This is a genomic window from Amycolatopsis acididurans, from assembly GCF_012328925.1.
Classification (GTDB): domain Bacteria; phylum Actinomycetota; class Actinomycetes; order Mycobacteriales; family Pseudonocardiaceae; genus Amycolatopsis_E; species Amycolatopsis_E acididurans.
The window spans coordinates 298,766-317,052 of sequence record NZ_JAAXLS010000004.1 but is presented as its reverse complement, the minus strand read 5'-3'; the positions used below and the strand labels follow the sequence as shown (position 1 = coordinate 317,052).

The following is an 18,287-nucleotide window of genomic DNA, read 5'->3' as shown; positions in this document are numbered from 1 at the left end:
CTTCGCGATGCCCAGCGTCGGCCTTACGACCGTCGACGACGACCGTGGCCCCGGCTCGCTCACCGGCCTCGATGTAGCCGGCCACGCGGTCCCGGTGCTCAGCGCTGATCTTCCGGTGCGCCGGCAGCGCCTCGACGGCTTCGCGGTCGCCGTGCAACACGGTGAAAACGCCGTCGGGAAGACCGGCCTCCTGCCACAGCCGGGCGATGAACATCGACGCCGACGGATCCTTCTCGCTCGGTTTGAGGACGAACGCGTTGCCGGCCGCGATCGCGTTGGCGCACATCCACAGCGGCACCATGGCCGGGAAGTTGAACGGGGTGATGCCCGCGACGACACCGAGCGGCTACCGCAGCGAGTGCACGTCCACCCCGGTCGTGGCCTGCGCCGAAAACTCACCCTTCAGCAGGTTCGGCACAGCGGTGGCGTACTCGACGTTCTCCAGTCCCCGCGCGACCTCGCCCGCCGCGTCGGAGAGCACCTTTCCGTGCTCAGCGGTGATCACCGCGGCGAGGTCGGTGACCCGGGCATGGAGCAGCTCACGAAACGCGAACAGCACCTCGGCCCGTTTCGACAGCGACGACCGACCCACGCGGAGTCTGCTGTCCCGTCGCAGGGTTGAACACCGGCGCCCGGCGAGTACCGTTGCCCGGCACCTCGCGGCCGCCGATCCAATGTGGAATCAGTGCTCATGTCGTCCTCTCACGCAGGTCGAGGTTCTCGCAGACGACGATCCTCGCGCGCAGGCAGGCTCGGTGCGCGGGCAGGCCGTCGGCACCGTGCTCGGCCTCCGCCGGATCGATGGAGCGCGCGTCAGTGCCGACCATCCGGATGCCACGCGCCGCGAGGTGCTCGACGCACCCGGCCCATTGTTGGTGGTGCTGATCGCGTTCGCACGCTTACCGTCCGCATGGCGGCGGTCCTGGCGTCACGACTGGATGGGATCCCTGGCACCGGCTGGACGTTTCGGCGGCGGAACTGGGCTCACATGTTCTTCGCTGCGGACACGATGGCTTCCCGAATACGGTGGTACGTGCCGCAGCGGCAGATGTTGCGAATCTCGTCGAGGTCGGCGTCGCCGATCTCGTGTCCCTCGGCGCGGGCCTGGCGAACCTTGGCAACGGCGGCCATGATCTGCCCGGGCTGGCAGTAGCCGCACTGGGCGACGTCGTAGTCGAGCCACGCTTCCTGCATCGGATGCAGGTCCTTGCCGACGGTAGCCGGCAAGCCTTCGATCGTTGTGATCTCGTCGGTGTCCTTGATGTCGGAGACCTGCACCGAACAGGGATTGAAGGCCTTCCCGTTGATGTGGCACGTGCACGCCTTGCAGACGTCGAGGCCACACCCGTATTTCGGGCCGGTCACGCCGAGCAGGTCGCGAAGCACCCACAACAACCGCACGTCACCGGGGCAGTCGACGGTGACCGGCTTGCCGTTGAGCCGGAAACTGTGTTGTGGCATGGGACTCTCCTTCAGCGCGCGTAGCGCAGGCCATCGGTCGGGGACTGCGGAATGGACGGCACCGTGGGCAGCGGCTCAAACGCGAGCGGGCCGTTGTGGTTGACCGGAAATCCGGTCGGCAATGACCCTGTGGCACGGGCGAGCGCGCACGCGGTGGCCGCCTTTGACGCGGCGACACCGAACTCGCCGGCGCCGCCCGGTTCGCCGGTGGTCGGCGGCATGACGATGATCTGCATCTCCGGCGGGGTGTTCCACTGGCGCGAGTAGAAGTAGTTGTCCCAGCTGCCTTCCAGGAAATTGCCGTCCTTCAGGTGCAGGCTCTCGGTCAGTACCTGCCCGATCGCATCCATCGTGCCGCCCATCATCTGGGCTTCCAGACCACGCGGATTGACCGCCAGTCCCGCGTCGATCGCGAATACGACCTTGGTGACACGGGGGCCGGTGACGGCGTCGCGGATCTTGCGGTCGACCGTCCGGGGCCGGGCGTCGATCTCGACCAGCGCCGCGGTCGCCCCCTTGTACTCGGTGTGCAGGGCGATGCCCTGCGCGGTGCCGGGTGCCATCGGCCGCCCCCACCGGCCGACCTGGGCAACCTTGTCCAGCACCGCCCGGGCTCGGTCGTCCTTGAGGAAGGACCGGCGGAACCGGTAGGGGTCCTGGCCCATGGCGCCGGCCAACTGGTCGACCATCAGCTCCACCGCGGTGACCACATCCGGGTTGTACAGGTTGCGGTTGCTGCCGGTGTGGAAGGTGTCCCACTGCATGATCTCGTTGAGCGCCTGCGTGACCGCGCCGAAGTTGTAGGGCACATTCGCCGTGGTCTCGAACACCGGCTGCGAGTACTGCGTGAAGTTGCCCAGCCCCAGCGGCACGAGCTTGGCGGCGTCCGCGCTGATCATCTCGCCGAGTGCCATCGTGTAGTCGGTGGCGACGCTGGTGTGCCGCTGCTCGAACGAGAGCACGTTGCCGGCCAGATAGCTCGCGCGCACCCGGGAGATGCACATCGGATGCACGCGCCCGTACCGGAACTCGTCGGTGCGATGCCACATCAGCTTGACCGGCTTGCCCATCTTCTGCGACGCCTCCGCCGCCTCGACCATGACGTCGGGGAACATGCGCCGCCCGAACGCACCGCCGCCCTGCACGACATGCGCGGTGACCGCGCTTTGCGGTAGCCCGAGTTTCTGCGCCACCATTTGCTGGGCGTAGATCGGCGTTTGCATGCACGCCCACAACTCGACGCGCCCGCCACGCACGTCGGCGACCGCGGTCTGCGGTTCGAGCGCGCTGTTGCTCTTCCAGTGGAAGGTGAACACCTGCTCGATCGTCTTCGCCAGCGGCGGCAGGCTCGGCACCGCGAGCGGAATCTCGGCCTTCTTCAGCTTGGACAGGATGGTGTCGTCGGACTCGCCGTCGACGCTGCCCGGCCCCCACACCACCTTCAGCGCGCGCACGGCGTCGACGCACTGTCCGAACGTGTCACCGCGGACGGCGACGCCGGTCGAGATCACCGCGACGTCAGTGATCCCGGGCATCGCCTTGACCTCGGCGAGGTTGCGCACCGCCTTGACGGTGCCGTTGATCGTCGGCGCCCGGCAGATCAGAGTCGGCTTCGCACCGGGGACCTGGAGGTCCATGGCATAGGGCTTGCGGCCGGTCACGGCATCCAGCGCGTCGACGCGGTTGTGCGGTTTGCCGATGACCGTGAACTCCGACTGCGGCTTCAGCGTGACCGAGACCTGTTTGGACACCGAGGTCGCCGCCTTCGCCGCCAACGCACCGTAGGACAGCGGCAGCCCGGATGCGGAGATGATCGTGCCCGCCTTGGTCGTGAGGTTCGTGACGTTGTCGCCCAGCTCGATCGCCGCGGCTTGCAGCAATCGTTGACGAGCGAGCGCGGCAGCCACCCGGAACGGGGTGTAGGTCGAGATGGTGGTGTTCGAGCCGTAGGTCGCCTGGTTGAACACCAGCTCCGGCCGTGCGTCGGCCAGGGTGATGTGCACCTTTTCCACGGGCAGGTCGAGCTCCTCGGCGATCAGCATCGCCGAGGAGGTGGTGATGCCCTGGCCCGACTCACAGCGCGGCATCGCGAACGAAGCAGTGCCATCGGGATTGATCGTGACCGTGATCAGGTTCGCGGTCGACACCGTCGCATCGGTCAGAATGTCGTTCAAGTCAATGATGTCCGACGGCTGCGGGCCCGACGGCACGGCCGCCGAGGCGCGGCCGGACCCCAGCAACGTCTCGCCCAGCTGCGCGGCCGCCACCAGGGTGGGCGCGGCCAGCAAGTACCCCAGAAACCGGCGCCGATCCGTGCGTCCGGGCTGTGGTTCACCGGTGTCGCGGCGTCGAGTGGTCATCGTTGATCCTCTCCCGAGGCGGACGAACACGCCCCGCCCGTGTTGCGCGTTGGGAGGATCCTGTTCGGGCGCGCGACCGGAATCCAGGGCAATCCGCACAGGAAAAGCGCCTCGCCACTGGGCACATAGATCTGATCACCCGAACGAGTGAGGGATTGTCGGGTGAAAATGACCAGATCGCGGTTCGATCGTTGTCATACGCAACAAGGCAATGTGTCAGGACGAACGCGATGACCGTGCAGAACGCCACTCCCGGCGGCTGGCTTCACCAGCTCGCGGGCCGATCCCTCGACGCCCTCCCCAGTCTCGCGGACCACCTCGTCGAGCAGATGTGGGACGACGTCTACGACCCCTCAGGGCCAGTGCCCAAGGACGACCTGTGGCGATCCTGCCACGACAACCTGGGAAACATGCTCGAGGCCCTGCGCGGGCGCGTACCCACGCCACACACGCTTCTGCAGACGGCACGGGCCACCGGCGCCCGGCGGGCACAGCAACACTGTCCGCTGGAATGGGTTCTGCAAGCCTGGCACAGCGGCGGGGAAATCATCTGGAACGACCTCGCGCAGCGTGCCGGGGCCGGCGAAGGGGCGGAGCTGCATCAACTGGTGCGGTGCACCAGCGATATCTGGGGTGTGACCGACCGATTCTCGATCGAGATGGCCGCCACCTACCAGCGCGTGGAACACCGGCTCCTCGGCGGCACCGACCGCCACCTGGCCGAAATCATCGACGCACTCCTGCACGGGCGGGTCGCGCAGGTCGAGACCGAAGCCGTCCGGGCGCTGCGGCTCGGCGCGGACCAGCGCTTCCTCGTCGCCGTCGCCGAGGACGCGCCCCCCTACCACGGCGCCGCCACCGCACTGGCCCAAGCGCTGCACAGCCACGACATCCACTCGGCCTGGCGACTGCACGCCGGTACCCATGTCGGCGTCATACCCACCACCGACACCACACCCGACAACGTCGCCGCGATCCTACGGCTGCCCGCCGCCGCACGGATCGGTCTGTCGCCGATGCTCCAAGGACTGCCCGAAACCCCGAGCGGCTACCGAATGGCGGCGCTGGCGATGGCCACGTTGCCGGCGCACCGGCCGGCCGCGACCACACTCGACCGATGCCTGCCCGACGCGCTGCTACTGGCCTCCCCCGACCTGGCACGGCGCCTTGTCGCCACCACCTTCGGACCGCTGCTGCAGCTGCCTGCCCACGAACGGGACGAGCTGCTACGCACTGTCCAAGCCTGGGTCCACGGCCTCGGATCACCATTCCGCGCGGCGAAAACGCTGTACTGCCACCGCAACACGGTCCTCAACCGGCTCAACCGCGTGCGGACCCTCACCGGCCTCGACCCCCACGACGTCGGCGTCTGGCCCCAGCTGATGCTCGCCATGTCCGCTCTGCAGCAGGAATCCGGAACACGACCCGAAAGCCCGTAACCGTGCACGTCGCCGCGTCGCCGCAGACGGTCGCGGTCGCACTGTCCGGGGCTGGACGAAGGAGCCGCGACCGCGTCGAGATCGGCTCCCGATTCGGCGCGGGAGCCGGACCGCCGTCGGCGCCCCTCCCAGGTGTGGAGTCACCACCAGAATTGTGCAACAATTTCGTCGCATCCGATCGTCAATCACGACGAACGACACGCTACGGTTGATGTTGTTGTACAACATTGGAGGTCGCACACGATGGCGGTAGCCGCGAGCACGGAGCAGGCCGGCGAGCGCGGGCCGGATGCGGGTGCCAACCGGACGTCGCAGGCATATCAGGAGCTGCGTTCGCTCATCCTGTCCGGCCACTACGAACCCGACTCGCGCCTCACCGAGTCCGACCTCACCGGCCGGCTGGGTATCTCGCGCGGCACGCTGCGGTCCGTGCTCGCCCGCCTCGCGCAGGAGGGCTACGTCACCGCCGAGGCCAACCGCAGCGCGCGGACCCGCTCGTTCTCGGTGGAGGAGGCGATCGAGATCCTCGAGACCCGCGAGGTGCTGGAGTCGGCGCTCGCCGCGAACGCCGCCAAACGCGCCACCGAAGCGGAAATCGAAGAGATGACCAAGACCTGCAAGCGCATGTGGGAATGCCAGGTGCCGGGCGGACGCGAAGAATACTGGGAACTCAACCGCCGCTTTCACGAGCAGGTCCGCCAGGCCGCGCGCCAGGCCACCCTCACCAGGTTCGTCGACAGCCTGCTCTACCCGCTGGTCATGCGCCAGTACCGCGACGCCGACCGCACCAATCCGCGCGTCGACTCCGTGCGCGAGCACGAGGCCATCCTCGCCGCCATCGTCACCCACAATCCGGAGGCCGCCGCGTCCGCGATGCGTCACCACCTGTCCGCGGCGCGGCGGGATCTCCAGTTGCGGTTCGCCGCGGCGAGCTAGGACCACAACGCGACCGTCCACGCCGGGTCCAGCACGACGGTCACCTCATCCCCCGGCCGGACGGACAAGTGCGCATCGGCGTAGGCGCGGAGCGACACATCGCCCACCATCGCCACCACCTCGTGCCGGTCGCCCAGGTACTCGGTCGTCGTGATCCGCGCCGCGAAACGGTTCGGGCCCTCCGCCGGCTCCGTGGTGACACGGATGTTCTCGGGCCGGATGCACACGGACAGCTCCTGGCCCGCGGTGGGCGGCGACGGCGGCGCGGTGAACCGCTCGCAGCGCACCACTCCGACGGCCGTCTTGGCATCCACCGCGCGGTCACCCGAGGCATCGACGACGCCGGGAACGAGGTTGGCGCTGCCGATGAAGTCGGCCACGAACCGCGACGCCGGCGAATCGTAGATCTCGCTCGGCGACCCGATCTGCTCGATCCGGCCGCGGTTCATCACGACGATCGTGTCCGACATCGCGAGTGCCTCGCCCTGGTCGTGTGTCACGTAGATCGATGTGACACCGAATTTCTGCTGGAACGAGCGCAGTTCCGCGCGCAACTGCGACCTCAGCTTCGCGTCCAGATTGGACAGCGGCTCGTCGAGCAGCAGGACTTCCGGCTCGCACAGCAGCGCCCGCGCCAGCGCCAGCCGCTGCTGCTGGCCACCACTGAGCTGCGTGGACCACCGGTCGGCGTACTCCGACAGCCCCACCTGCTCCAGCATGGCGAGCACGCGCTTCTTCGTCTCGGCACGCGGATAGGTCTTGCGGCCGTGGCGAAGCGGGAACGCGGCGTTGTCGAACACCTTCATGTGCGGCCAGATCCCGTAGGACTGCGGCACCATCGCGATCGGCCGTGCCTCCGGCGCGATGTCCCGGCGCGCCGCGGCGGAGAACACGGGTTGGCCGTTCATCGAGATCTCGCCGCTGTCGGCGGTTTCGAGCCCGGCGAGGCACCGCAGTGTCGTCGTCTTGCCGCATCCGCTCGGGCCCAGCAGCGTGAAGAAGCTGTTGCGCGGCACGGCGAAGCTGACGTTGTCCACGGCGAGGCTCACCTCGCCGTCGTGTTTGCGGGTGAATCGTTTCTCCAAGCCGGAGATTTCCACGGCATGGCTGGAAGAAAGCATGGTCACACCTCACATGTGTTGTTGGAAGCCACGACGGTTGACCCACCAGACGGAGACGGCCGACAGCGCGAGCAGCAGCACCGCGAGCGCGCTGGCCTCGGGATAGTTCGCGCTCTCGCCGATCATGTCCCACAGCAGCACCACGACGGTCCGGTTGTCCGAGCTGGACAGCAGCAGCGCGATGGGCAGCTCCCCCAGCGCGTTGGCGAAGACCCACAGCCACGTCCGGGACACGGCGGGCGCGGCGAGCGGGAAGACGATCCGGCGCAACACGGTGCCCGTCGTCGCCCCGGAGACACGGCCGACTTCCTCCAGCCCGCCGTCGAGTTGCAGCAGCGAGGTCTGGATCATGCGGGAGCCGCGCGGGATGTAGCGGGTGGTGAGCGCGATGACGATGATCCAGATCGTGCCGTACACCCGGAACGGCAGGAACAGATAGAGGAACAACACCGCGACGCCCAGCACCACACTGGGAATGGCGAAGACCAGAAAGGACAGGTCGAACAGTGCCTTGCCCACCCGGCCGCCTCTGGTCGAGGCCAGCGCAAGCCAGAAAGCGAAGCCGGCGGTCAGCGTCGCCGTCACGAGACTGATCACCACGGTGTTGAACAGCGCGTGGCTCAGCGCCGGGTTGGCGAAGATCGCGGCGTAGTTGGCGAAGCTGAGGGAACCGAAGCTGCCGAGCCGGATCGGTTGCAGGAACGGGGTGAGACTGGTCCAGATCAGGGTCAGGATGGGCACGATGATCGCGACGAGCACGTAGAGCGTGACGATGACGACCACCGGGACGCGCCACCGGCCCAGCCGCACCGGCGTCGCACGGTAGCCCTTGCCACCGACCACCTGGAACCGGTGCGACTCGCGTGTCTGCCTGCGGTAGACGGCGATCATCACGAGCGAGAGCAGCACCAACAGCACACCGTACGCACTGGCCTGCCCGTAGTTCGACTGCCCCGACGGCGGTTGCAGCGCCGCCTGGACGAGGCTCGCGAACACGAAGATCTGGTCCGGCATACCGAGAATCGCCGGGATCGCGAACTCCTCCAGCGCGATGACGACGAGCATCATCGAGGCCGCGGTGATCGCGGGCAGGGTGAGCGGCAGGACGACCTTGCGCGTCCTGGTCAGCCACCCGGCTCCCGACGTCGCGGCGGCCTCCTCGAATTCGAGGTTGAGCCGGGCGAAGGTCGGCGCGAGCATGATGTACATGCCCGGCACGCCGAAGATGCCGGCCACCAGGATCATGCCCGGCAGCGAGTAGATGTCGACGGTGAAACCGAAGACGCGCTCGACCAGGATGGCGAGCGGACCGTTCGCGGGATTGGCCGTGAGCACCCACGCGACCGCCATGACGGTGGCGGGCACGGCCATCGGGGCGAGCGTGCTCGGCGCGAGGAACCGGCGCCCGGGGATGTCGGTGCGCTCGAACAGGTACGCCAGGCTCACGCTGATGACCAGCGCCACGGCCACCGTGCCGAGCACGAAGATCAGCGAGTTGAGCGCGACCTCCGCCAGGCGGTGTGAGGTGAGGATGTTCGTGAAGTTTCCGAGCGTGAACCCGGGTATCTCGAAGGGCAGCTTCAGCTCGCTGTCCTTCAGGCTGCTGTAAATCAGCATTCCCAGTGGAAACAGCACCAGGTAGGCGAGGATAACGCCGATGGCGATGTTGACGCCCACCAGGACGCGGTCCCGGCGTTTGGGCCGTACGCCGGGCGAGAGTTGTTGGGTGACAGACTGCATCGCTGGAGTCTCCAAAGGTCAGCGTCGTCAGTTGACGTCCGTGCCCAGTGCCTTTTCGACCTGGGGGAAGAAATCCGCGAACTGCTGGTACTGCTTGATGTCGGTCTCGCTGAACCATTGGACACCGGCGGCACACAGGGCGCCGATGACGCGGTTCTTCCCGGCGTCCGTGCAGTCCGTGTTGGTCGGGATGATCGAGTTGTAGCTCTTCACGAGCGCGGCCTGGCCTTCCTGAGAGGCGAGGAAGGCGGTGAGCAGGCGGCCCGCCGCCGGATGCGGTGCGCCCTCGGGCACGAACAGGTAGGCCTTGTTCGCGTTCGTCGGGCCGACCGGAGCGACGGCCACGGGCGCGCCCTTCGCCTGGTCCTCCAGCACGAGGTTGATGAGGTCCGTGCCGACCGGGGTCTGGCCGGAGACGATGTTCGTGTGCGCCTGCGTCGTGTTGTCGGTGTAGTGCGGATGCAGCGCCGCCAACTTGGACGCGTAGTCGAGTCCGGCGTTCGTGCCCAGCGCCGGATCCTGCGCCCACACGGTCATGAAGGAACCGCGCGACTCGACGGTGAGCTTGCCGTTGTTCCATTTCGGATCGAGCAGCGCGCTCCAGCTCGCGGGCGCCTGGGCCTTGGGCACCGCGGCGGTGTTGTAGGCCCACACCTTCGGCACGGCCCAGATGTAGACGAAGTTGCCGGCGAAGATCTGGTTCGCGGGCACCTTGAAGTCGGCCCAGTCCACCTTCGCCGCCATGTCCAGCGATGGCAGCACCGTGAGGCCGCCCGCGTTGGACACGTCGAAGCTGACCCGATCGGCCGCCTGTTCCACGTTGAGCTGCGTGACGAGGTCCGGGGCCTTCTTGTTGGTGTACTTGACATCGATGCCCGGGTACTTCTTCTTGAACGCGTTGATGGCGGCGCGCATCTGCGACTCCGGCTTCGGCGCGTACCAGATGACCTGGCCCTCGGCCTTGGCCTCCTGGTACAGCGCGTTCAGGTCGGTGGCCGTCGGCGCGGGCGGCGCACTGCTGCCGCACGCCGACACGACGAGCGCGATCGCCATCCCCAGCGCGGTCGCGACAACCGCGCGAGTCCGCTGCCCGATCCGGTTCACGGCGATCACCGGCCCTCGGTGCCGGAAAGCCCGTACAGACTTGCCGCGGTACCCCCCGTGATCAGCGCCAGATCGGCGGGGGCGAGCGTGGGCAGCTGCGCCTCGATCAGGCCGGCCAGTTCGGACAGAGCCCCCTCCGAGGCGGGAAAGTTCGATCCCCACATGACATTCGCCGCGCCGAATTCCGCCACCAGGGCGCGGACCAGCGGTGCGGCGGACCCGGTCTCGCGTTGCGCGCGCAGGATGGCCGGCGGGGTGAGCTTCACGAACACGCGGCCGGTTTCGTTGAGGGGACTGGCATACAGCGGCTCGCCGCCGCCCAGCCGCGGCCTGCCCGCGTGGTCGAGGATCACGGTGAGGCCCGGGTACTGCCGGAGTAGTCCGGAAAGGATGGTCGCGTGCTGCGCGTGCATCTGGATGCACACCGGGATCCGGCGGTCGGACAGGAACTGCCAGACCGGCGTCATGCGCTCGTCGTCGAGACCGCGGCCCGGCGTCGGTACGGCGGTGGTGCCGTCCGCGGCGCGGATACGCACGCCGGAGAAGCCGCGCTCGTCGACCCAGTGGTGCAGGTCGTCGACGGCCTTCGGGGACAGGAAGTCCACCGAGCACACCCCGCTGAGGCGGTCGCGGTGCCGCGCGAGCTGATCGGCCACGTAGCTGTTGTCGAATCCGTAGACCGTGGACGCCTGCACGACGACGAGGTGGTCGACGCCGGCGGCGTCGGCCTCGCGCAGCAGGCCGTCGATGTCGGTCGGCCGTTCCTGCGACCAGGTGGAGCGGTGCCCGCCGAGCGGCGCCGCCGGGTACGCGGCGGTGTCGGGCGAGATGATGTGGGTATGCGTGTCAACGCTGAACATGAGTACCTCGAGACTGGGTGGAATGGACGCGCTCAGGCGAGGTGACGGGTGAAGTCGTCGAGCAGTTCGGCGACGGTCACCGGCGTGCGGATGACGTTCTGCTGCAGGGCGTAGTCGATCGCGGTCTGCAGGCCCGCGACGAGTTCGTCGGTCACGCCGGCCCGCAGTGCGCGCACGCGCGGCCCCGGCTCGGCGTCAGCGGCCTTGCGCGCTTCGATCTGGGCACTGAAGGCCTGGTACAGCTCGGAAACCGTGCCAGGCTCGGCTTCCAGGAGATCGCGCCGCACGGTGAGCATGTGGTTGATCGGCACCGTTGCGTGCCGCTCGCCCCAAGCCTCCTCGGCCGCGCGCCAGTCCGGGATGATCGGCACGAGCGGTCCCTGCGCGCTGTCGAGCGCGGGCGGGCCGAGGACGGCGGCCACGACGTCCCCGCGCTTCAGTACGTCGAGCAGCTTGCCGGTGGTGCGTTCGACGTTCGGCGGTTCGGCATAGCTCGCGACGTGCGGCTCTTCGACGGTCACCCACGTGACGTCCTTGGCGTCCACACCGAACTCCTCGTGCAGGATTCCCCGCACCCACAGGCCGGTCGTCTGGCTGTACGCGCGGACCCCGACCCGCTTGCCCGTGAGGTCGGCCGGGGCGATCTCGGGCGAGCCGGGCCAGCGGGTGAGTGAGTGGTGGTGGAAGTCCCCGCTCAGCACCACCGGAAGGAGCGAGATCGGGGCGCCGGCCTCGCGAGCCTGCAGGAAGGTCGCGACTGCCAGCTCACTCACGTCGTACCGCAGTTCGCGCACCATCGGCGCGAAGGCCTTGTAGATCGGGTCCACCGCGGCGAGCTCGACTTCGTGGCCGCCGGCGCGGAAGCCGGGGTCGGCGAGGAATGCCGTGTGCGGGTAGGACTTCGTCACGATGGACAAGGCTCTGGCCATGAACAACTCCTCTGTTGCGTCCGTACCCGGAGAGTGGCCCGGGTCGGCCGGAAGACCGGCGTCGACCACCGGGAATGTCTAACAGTATCGGTCACCGTACGCGGACGACGAGGCGATATCAAGACCACTCTCCGCGAATCGTTTAACAATCTGGACGATCGCTCGCCCCATGGGCAAGCGACCCACGCTGGACGACCTGCGAATCCCCAGTTCCGCAACCCTCTCCACGATTGTTGTACAGAATCGTCACCGGAAGGACTTCTTGCAGACATCTGCGCACGACTGCTAACGTACCCGAAGCAAGTTGTTAAACAATCTAGAGCGGGCGGCGAGGTCACGGCTTTGATAGAGATCGACGAAGAGATCGCGGTGCCCGCACCGCCCGAACGGGTGTGGCAGGTCGTCTCCGACCCCGCCGAGGTCGTGTCCTGCATCAGCGGTGCCGAACTCGGCGACTCACACGATGACGGCTCCTTCGACGGCACGCTGGTCGTGAAGTTCAGCGCGGTGCGGGTGCGGTTCGGCGCCAGGGTGTCGCTGGACCTCGACGAACCCGAACGCGAGGGACGGCTTTCCGCGCGCGGCCGGGACGGGCAGGGCGCGACGCGGTTCGGCGCGCACGCGACCTTCCGTGTCACCGGCGACCAGGCCGGCGGCGCACGGGTGCACATGGCGGGCGAGGTGAACCTCGCGGGCAAGCTCGCGTCGCTGATCGAAGCGGGTGCCGGCGCCGTGGTCTCCCGGATGACCAAGGACTTCACGGACGAGCTGATCCGCCGGTGCGCCGGCGAACAGGCGGCCCCCGAGAAGCTTTCCCTCTGGGCGCGGGTGCGGGCGTGGTGGCGCCGCGTCGTCCACAAGCGACAGATCGAGCAGAGCGGAGTGTCCAGTGGCAAGGCTGAATAGCGTCATCGGCGTCCTCGAGGAAGGCAAGCACGCGTTCGCGGCGTTCGTCTCGCCCGAACCGGCCGCGGCGTTGGAGTTCGCGACCAGCGACTACGACGGTGTGGTGTTCGAGGCCGAGCACAAACCGTGGGACGCCACCACGTTACGGGACAGCCTGCAATACCTGCTCAACCGCAGACGGATCCACGACGCCGGGACGCTGGCCGCCGCCCCCACTCCCCTCGTCCGCGTCCCGGTCAACGGCGCCGAACACGGCCAATGGCACGCCAAACAAGCACTCGACCTCGGCGCCTACGGCATCGTCTGGCCCCACATCAGCCGGGTCGAAGAAGCCCGCAACGCCGTCGCGGCCTGCCGCTACCCCCGGATGCCCGGCGAAAACCGGTTCGAACCGGCGGGCCTGCGTGGCGACGCCCCCACCGCCGCCGCCCGCTACTGGGGCGTCTCGAACCAGGACTACTACGCCAAAGCCGACGTGTGGCCACTCGCGCCGGACGGCGAAATCCTCGTCGTGATACAGATCGAGGACCAGCTCGGCATCCACAACCTCCCGGCCATCCTCGAGCAGGTCCCCGGCATCGGCCTCATCCTCATCGGCGAAGGCGACCTCAGCCAGGAACTCGGCGTGCCCCGCCAACTCGACCACCCGCTGATGATCCAGGCCCGCGACCGCATCGTGAAGATCTGCCACGAGCACGACGTCATCGTCGGCCACCCCCACGTCACCGCCACCAACGCCGCACAGGTCATCGACCAGGGCTACCGCTTCCTCATGTCCGCCCCGGTACAAACCCACCCCGGACTCGACCTCGGCCGCACCCTCACCGGCCGATCCTGACCCCCAGGAGACACCGTCCATGATCATCGACTGTCACGGTCACTTCACCACCGCACCACCCGCCCTCGCCACCTGGCGCGAACGCCAGATCAGGGCGTTCGAGGACTCGGGGGCACGCATCTCCCCCGACGAACTACACATCACCGACGAGGAGATCCGCACCGCCATCGAGAACGCGCAGCTCAAACTGCAGCGGGAACGCGGCACCGACCTCACCATCTTCTCCCCCGGCGCCGGCAAAATGGCCCACCACTACGGCGACGTGCACACCAGCCTGGTCTGGTCCCAGGTCAGCAACAACCTCATCGCCAGGGTGCGCGACCTCTTCCCCGACCGCTTCGCCGCAGCATGCCAACTCCCCCAATCCCCCGGCGACGCCCTGGCTTCGTCCATTCGCCACTCCGCGGAGGAACTGGAGCGCTGTGTCATTGACCTGGGATTCGTGGGGTGTCTGCTCAACCCCGACCCTTCTGACGGCTACTGGCAGGCACCCCCGTTGACCGACCGCGTCTACTACCCCCTCTACGAAAAAATGGTCGAACTGGACGTCCCCGCCATGATCCACGTCGCCATGTCCCGCAACCCCGCCATCCAAGGCACCTGCGCCCACTACCTCAACGGCGACACCACCACCTTCATGCAACTCTGCGAATCAAACCTCTTCACCGACTTCCCCACCCTGCGCCTCATCCTGCCCCACGGCGGCGGCGCGGTGCCTTATCACTGGGGCCGCTACCGCGGCATGATGCTCGACCGCGGCCGACCACCCCTCGAAGAAGCCGTACTGCGCAACGTTTTCTTCGACACCTGCGTCTACCACAAACCCGGCCTCCAACTCCTCACCGACACTATCCCCGCCCACAACATCCTCTTCGCCTCCGAAATGATCGGCGCCGTCCGCAGCACCGACCCCGAAACCGGCCGCCGCTTCGACGACGTCAAAGCCACCCTCGACACCATCAACACCATCAACAAAACCGACCGGCAGGCCATCTACGGCGACAACGCACTCCGCGTCTTCCCACGCCTGGAAAGCGTGCTGTCCACCACGAAACAGGAGGTCGCACGGTGAAGGTCTACGAAGCACTCGCCACGGCGTTCGCCGCCGAGGGCACCACCGACGTGTTCGGCATGATGGGCGACGCCAACATGCACTGGATGAACGCCCTCGCCGGCCACGGCGTGAAGCTGTACGAGGTACGGCACGAGGGCGCCGGGCTGAGCATGGCGCACGGATTCGCCCGCGCCTCCGGCCGGCCCGGCGTCGTGACCACCACGAGTGGGCCCGGTACCGCGCAGCTGGCCACGTCGATGATCGTGGCCGCCCGTGCGCGCATCCCGCTGGTCGCGTTCTGCGGCGAGACCGCGCTCGGTGACCAGGGCGCGGTGCAGTACCTCGACCAGCGGCGCTTCGCCGCCGCGATCGAATGCGACTTCCTCCAGGTGACCAAAGCGGACTCCGCCGAGGAGATCGTGCAGCGCGCCTTCTACCGCGCCCGCACCGAATCGCGTCCGGTGATGATCAGCGCCCCCTTCGACGTCCAGCTCCAGGAGTTCGAGGACATCGGCGGCTACGTCCCCTCGACGAAGTTGCTCCGGGCGCCCAAGCTGCTGCCGCACCCCGCGCGGATCGAGGAGGCCTGCGAGATCATCGCGACCAGCAAACGGCCGGTGATCATCGCCGGGCGAGGCGCCCGCCGCGCCGACGCCGGACAGCAGATCCTCGCCCTGCAACAGCGCACCGGCGCCGTGCTGGCCACCACCCTGCAGGCCAAGAACTGGCTGTACGGCGAAACCGACTACCACGTCGGGATCGCCGGCCTGTTCGGCAGCAAGGTCGCGATGGAACTGTTGCAGGACGCCGACTGCGTGATCGCGGTCGGCGCGAGCCTCAACCACTACACGATCGAGAGCGGCTACCTCTTTCCCGATGCCCGCTACATCCAGATCGACACCGCGCCGAACCTGGTGATGGGCAACGGCCAGGTCGCCGACTGCTACGTCCAGGCCGACGCGGTCACCGCACTGGACTCCCTGACCAGCGCTCTGGCCGGCCGCGGCGTCGAACTGGAGGGCTTCCACACGCCCGAGGTGCACGGCCGCCTCACCGCACCGCTGATCGATCCGGCCGAGTACCGCAGCGGCAACGGTTTGCTGGATCCGCGCGAGGCGATCGCGGTGGTCGACGCCGAGCTTCCCGGCGAGTTCGGACTCGTGCTCGGCAGCGGCCACCAGACCGACTTCGGCACGATGCTCTTCCAGCGCTCCCGCGAGATCACCTCGAACTACGGCATGTTCGGCGCGATCGGCCAGGCTCCCCTGCTGACCATCGGGGCCGTGGTCGGCAACGACGGCAAGCCCACATTCGTGGTCGAGGGCGACGCGAGTTTCCTGATGCACCTGTCCGAGTTCGAGACGGCGTGCCGCTACGGGCTGCCGGTGCTGGTCGTGGTCATGAACGACGAAGGGCTCGGCGCCGAGTACCACAAAGCCCAGGCCAAGGGCCTCGATCCCGAGCTCGCGGTGATCCCGACACCCGAGTTGGGCGCGGTGGCCACCGCGCTCGGCGGCAGTGGCGCGACGGTCCGCACAACCGGCGAACTTCGCGCGGCGCTCGCGGAATACGTCCGCGACCCACGGCCCACGGTGATCGACGTGCGGATCACGCGCGAAGTACTCAGCGTCCCCTATCGCCGCATCCAGTACGGCGAGGACGTGTGACCCGACTTTCCGAGGAGACGGACATGAAGATCGTGCTGGGACGGGACGACCTCGCCGCGGCCGCGCTCGAAGCGGCTCCCGGTGCCGAGCGGCTCGACATCAAGCCCGTGCACAAGGCGTCGAAAGGATTCGTGAACAACGCGGCGGCCGACGTGTGCGAACTGGCCGTGGTGACGCTGTTGCAGGCGGCCGCCTACGACAAGCCGGTGGCGCTGCTGCCCGTCACGATGCTGGGCCGCCACCAGCACCAGACCCTGGTGACGATGGGCGGACTGGGCGCGGCGGACGTGTGGGGCCGCAGTGTCGGCGTGCGCTCCTGGAGCCAGACCACCGGCGTCTGGCTGCGTGGCTTCCTCACGGACGAGTACGACGTGAATCTGTCCGAAGTGGACTGGCGGACCTACGAGGACGGGCACATCGCCGAGTACACCGATCCGGCGTGGGTCAAACGTGCCCCGGAGGGCACCAAACTGCAGGCGGACTTCCTCGAGGGCAGGCTCGACTTCGGGATCATGGGCAACGAACTGCCCGCCGACGACCGCATTCGCACCGCCATCCCGGACGCGCTCGATGTCGCGGCGGCCTGGGCGGCACGCGAAGGTTTCGTGCCCGTCAACCACGTCGTCGCGTTCGGACCCGGTTTCGCGCACGAGGACCCGAAGTCCGTGCTCGCGGTCTACGACGCGCTGGCCGAAGCCATCACCGGCCCGGCCGAGCTGAATCCCGTCGGCTTCGAGGCGTTGCGCGCCCCGGTCACGCGGGTCGCCCGCTACGCCTACGAGCAGGAGGTACTGCCGCGGCGCGTCGAGTTCGACGAACTGGTCGAGCGCACCTGCTCCGTGCTCGGTGTTCCCGCGTCGCGGCTGGGCGGCTGAACCACTTCAACGAAAGGCTGAACATGAGCAAGCTCTCGGTGGTCGTCGGCGACTACGCGCACGCGCGGCCGCTGGCGGTGGACGGTTACGAGGTCGAGCCGGTCGAGGTCAAGCCGGTGATCGGCGCGTACCGGCGGATGATCCGCGATCTCGAGTTCGACGTGTGTGAGCTGGCGCCGACCTCGTACCTGATGGCGTTGCAGGCCGGGGTGCGCCTGACCGGGATCCCGGTGTTCCTCAACCGCCGGTTCCACCATGCCGACGTCCAGTGCGGCGCGGCCTCGGGGATCCGCTTTCCCGGTGACCTCAAGGGAAAGCGGATCGGGGTCCGGGCCTACACCGTGACGACGGGGGTGTGGGTGCGGGGGATCCTGCGTGACGAGTACGGGCTCGACATCGACACGGTGACGTGGGTCGTGGACGATGACGACCACATCGAAGGCCGCGCGCCGGGCAACGTCGAGCGCGTGTCCGACGGCCGGTCGCTGGGTGAGCTGCTGCGTGCGGGCGAGATCGACGCCGCGTTCAGCGGGAACGCCGGTACCGGGCGTGCCGGGGCTCCCCGTGCCGGATGGTCCGCGCCGGCCGAGCAGCCCGCCGGCGAGGACGGGCCCTACCCGCTGTTCCCGGATCACGAAGTGCTGGCCGCGGACTGGTACCTGCGCACCGGGATCTATCCGCTGCATTCGGTGATCGCGATCCGCGGCGACCTCGTCGACAGCGATCCCGGCCTGCCTTCGGCGCTGTACGCCGCTTTCGCGGAGAGCAAGCGGCGTCAGGCCGAGGCCGCCCCGGAGTGGTCGGCGCTGCCGCGACTGGGCAAGCAGGCCAAGCAGATCGGCGGCGACCCCATCCCCTATGGATTGCGGGCCAACGACGTCAGCGTGCGCGCACTGGTGAAGTTCTCCCGGGACCAGGGCCTGCTCGACGCGGACTTCCCCGATGAGCCGCGGCGCCTGTTCGCCGATGGCGACTACCCCGATGCCTGAAAGGGGCC

The 18,287-nt window shown here is 68.1% G+C and carries 16 protein-coding genes and 1 pseudogene; 8 read left to right on the top strand and 9 right to left on the bottom strand.

Annotated features, from left to right (window positions below):
- Nucleotides 1-100 precede the first annotated feature (100 nt).
- From HFP15_RS42660 to HFP15_RS09845, 4 genes and pseudogenes are all read right to left on the bottom strand, one after another.
- Nucleotides 101-686 (bottom strand): annotated as a pseudogene (locus HFP15_RS42660) (aldehyde dehydrogenase family protein); the annotation flags it as partial.
- A 3-nt stretch (nt 687-689) separates the two neighbouring features.
- Nucleotides 690-827, bottom strand: a complete 138-nt coding sequence (locus HFP15_RS09855) for a hypothetical protein (protein ID WP_168513853.1) — start codon at nt 825-827, stop codon at nt 690-692.
- A gap of 157 nt (nt 828-984) precedes the next feature.
- Nucleotides 985-1,461: a (2Fe-2S)-binding protein gene (locus tag HFP15_RS09850; RefSeq protein WP_168513851.1), complete on the bottom strand. Its 477-nt coding sequence runs from the start codon at nt 1,459-1,461 to the stop codon at nt 985-987.
- Between the two features lie 11 nt (nt 1,462-1,472).
- On the bottom strand, nt 1,473-3,821 hold the full coding sequence (locus HFP15_RS09845; protein WP_168513849.1) for a molybdopterin cofactor-binding domain-containing protein: 2,349 nt from the start codon (nt 3,819-3,821) through the stop codon (nt 1,473-1,475).
- A 230-nt stretch (nt 3,822-4,051) separates the two neighbouring features.
- Between HFP15_RS09845 and HFP15_RS09840 the strand changes: the two genes are divergently transcribed.
- Both HFP15_RS09840 and HFP15_RS09835 read left to right on the top strand, forming a co-directional pair.
- The gene (locus HFP15_RS09840) at nt 4,052-5,260 is read left to right on the top strand and encodes a PucR family transcriptional regulator (protein ID WP_168513847.1); all 1,209 of its coding nucleotides are present in this window, start codon (nt 4,052-4,054) and stop codon (nt 5,258-5,260) included.
- A gap of 243 nt (nt 5,261-5,503) precedes the next feature.
- Entirely contained in the window at nt 5,504-6,196 is a 693-nt protein-coding gene (locus HFP15_RS09835) for a GntR family transcriptional regulator (RefSeq protein ID WP_168513845.1), read from the top strand.
- Here HFP15_RS09835 and HFP15_RS09830 read toward each other — a convergent pair.
- The 5 genes from HFP15_RS09830 to HFP15_RS09810 are packed head-to-tail and all read right to left on the bottom strand — an operon-like array spanning nt 6,193 to nt 11,950.
- Nucleotides 6,193-7,317, bottom strand: coding sequence for an ABC transporter ATP-binding protein (locus HFP15_RS09830; RefSeq protein WP_168513843.1), 1,125 nt, complete (start codon nt 7,315-7,317; stop codon nt 6,193-6,195). The two genes, HFP15_RS09835 and HFP15_RS09830, sit on opposite strands and share 4 nt — an antisense overlap.
- A 9-nt stretch (nt 7,318-7,326) precedes the next feature.
- On the bottom strand, nt 7,327-9,057 hold the full coding sequence (locus HFP15_RS09825; RefSeq protein WP_168513841.1) for an ABC transporter permease: 1,731 nt from the start codon (nt 9,055-9,057) through the stop codon (nt 7,327-7,329).
- A gap of 27 nt (nt 9,058-9,084) precedes the next feature.
- The gene (locus HFP15_RS09820; protein ID WP_210716968.1) at nt 9,085-10,170 is read right to left on the bottom strand and encodes an ABC transporter substrate-binding protein; all 1,086 of its coding nucleotides are present in this window, start codon (nt 10,168-10,170) and stop codon (nt 9,085-9,087) included.
- Nucleotides 10,167-11,021, bottom strand: coding sequence for an amidohydrolase family protein (locus HFP15_RS09815; RefSeq protein WP_168513839.1), 855 nt, complete (start codon nt 11,019-11,021; stop codon nt 10,167-10,169). The genes HFP15_RS09820 and HFP15_RS09815 overlap by 4 nt, the downstream gene beginning before the upstream one ends.
- 32 nt (nt 11,022-11,053) lie before the next feature.
- Nucleotides 11,054-11,950, bottom strand: a complete 897-nt coding sequence (locus tag HFP15_RS09810; protein ID WP_168513837.1) for a substrate-binding domain-containing protein — start codon at nt 11,948-11,950, stop codon at nt 11,054-11,056.
- 342 nt (nt 11,951-12,292) lie between these two features.
- Here HFP15_RS09810 and HFP15_RS09805 point away from each other — a divergent pair, with 342 nt between their 5' ends.
- The 6 genes from HFP15_RS09805 to HFP15_RS09780 are packed head-to-tail and all read left to right on the top strand — an operon-like array spanning nt 12,293 to nt 18,279.
- Nucleotides 12,293-12,856 carry an SRPBCC family protein gene (locus HFP15_RS09805; RefSeq protein ID WP_168513835.1) on the top strand — a complete coding sequence of 188 codons (564 nt, stop codon included), beginning with the start codon at nt 12,293-12,295 and terminating at the stop codon, nt 12,854-12,856.
- Nucleotides 12,840-13,694 carry an HpcH/HpaI aldolase family protein gene (locus HFP15_RS09800; protein WP_168513833.1) on the top strand — a complete coding sequence of 285 codons (855 nt, stop codon included), beginning with the start codon at nt 12,840-12,842 and terminating at the stop codon, nt 13,692-13,694. Before HFP15_RS09805 ends, HFP15_RS09800 begins: the two co-directional genes overlap by 17 nt.
- A 19-nt stretch (nt 13,695-13,713) precedes the next feature.
- Entirely contained in the window at nt 13,714-14,766 is a 1,053-nt protein-coding gene (locus tag HFP15_RS09795) for an amidohydrolase family protein (RefSeq protein WP_168513831.1), read from the top strand.
- The gene (locus HFP15_RS43835; RefSeq protein ID WP_168513829.1) at nt 14,763-16,415 is read left to right on the top strand and encodes a thiamine pyrophosphate-binding protein; all 1,653 of its coding nucleotides are present in this window, start codon (nt 14,763-14,765) and stop codon (nt 16,413-16,415) included. The genes HFP15_RS09795 and HFP15_RS43835 overlap by 4 nt, the downstream gene beginning before the upstream one ends.
- A 23-nt stretch (nt 16,416-16,438) precedes the next feature.
- On the top strand, nt 16,439-17,290 hold the full coding sequence (locus HFP15_RS09785) for a hypothetical protein (protein ID WP_168513826.1): 852 nt from the start codon (nt 16,439-16,441) through the stop codon (nt 17,288-17,290).
- 23 nt (nt 17,291-17,313) lie between these two features.
- On the top strand, nt 17,314-18,279 hold the full coding sequence (locus tag HFP15_RS09780) for a substrate-binding domain-containing protein (RefSeq protein ID WP_168513824.1): 966 nt from the start codon (nt 17,314-17,316) through the stop codon (nt 18,277-18,279).
- Nucleotides 18,280-18,287: the final 8 nt, after the last annotated feature.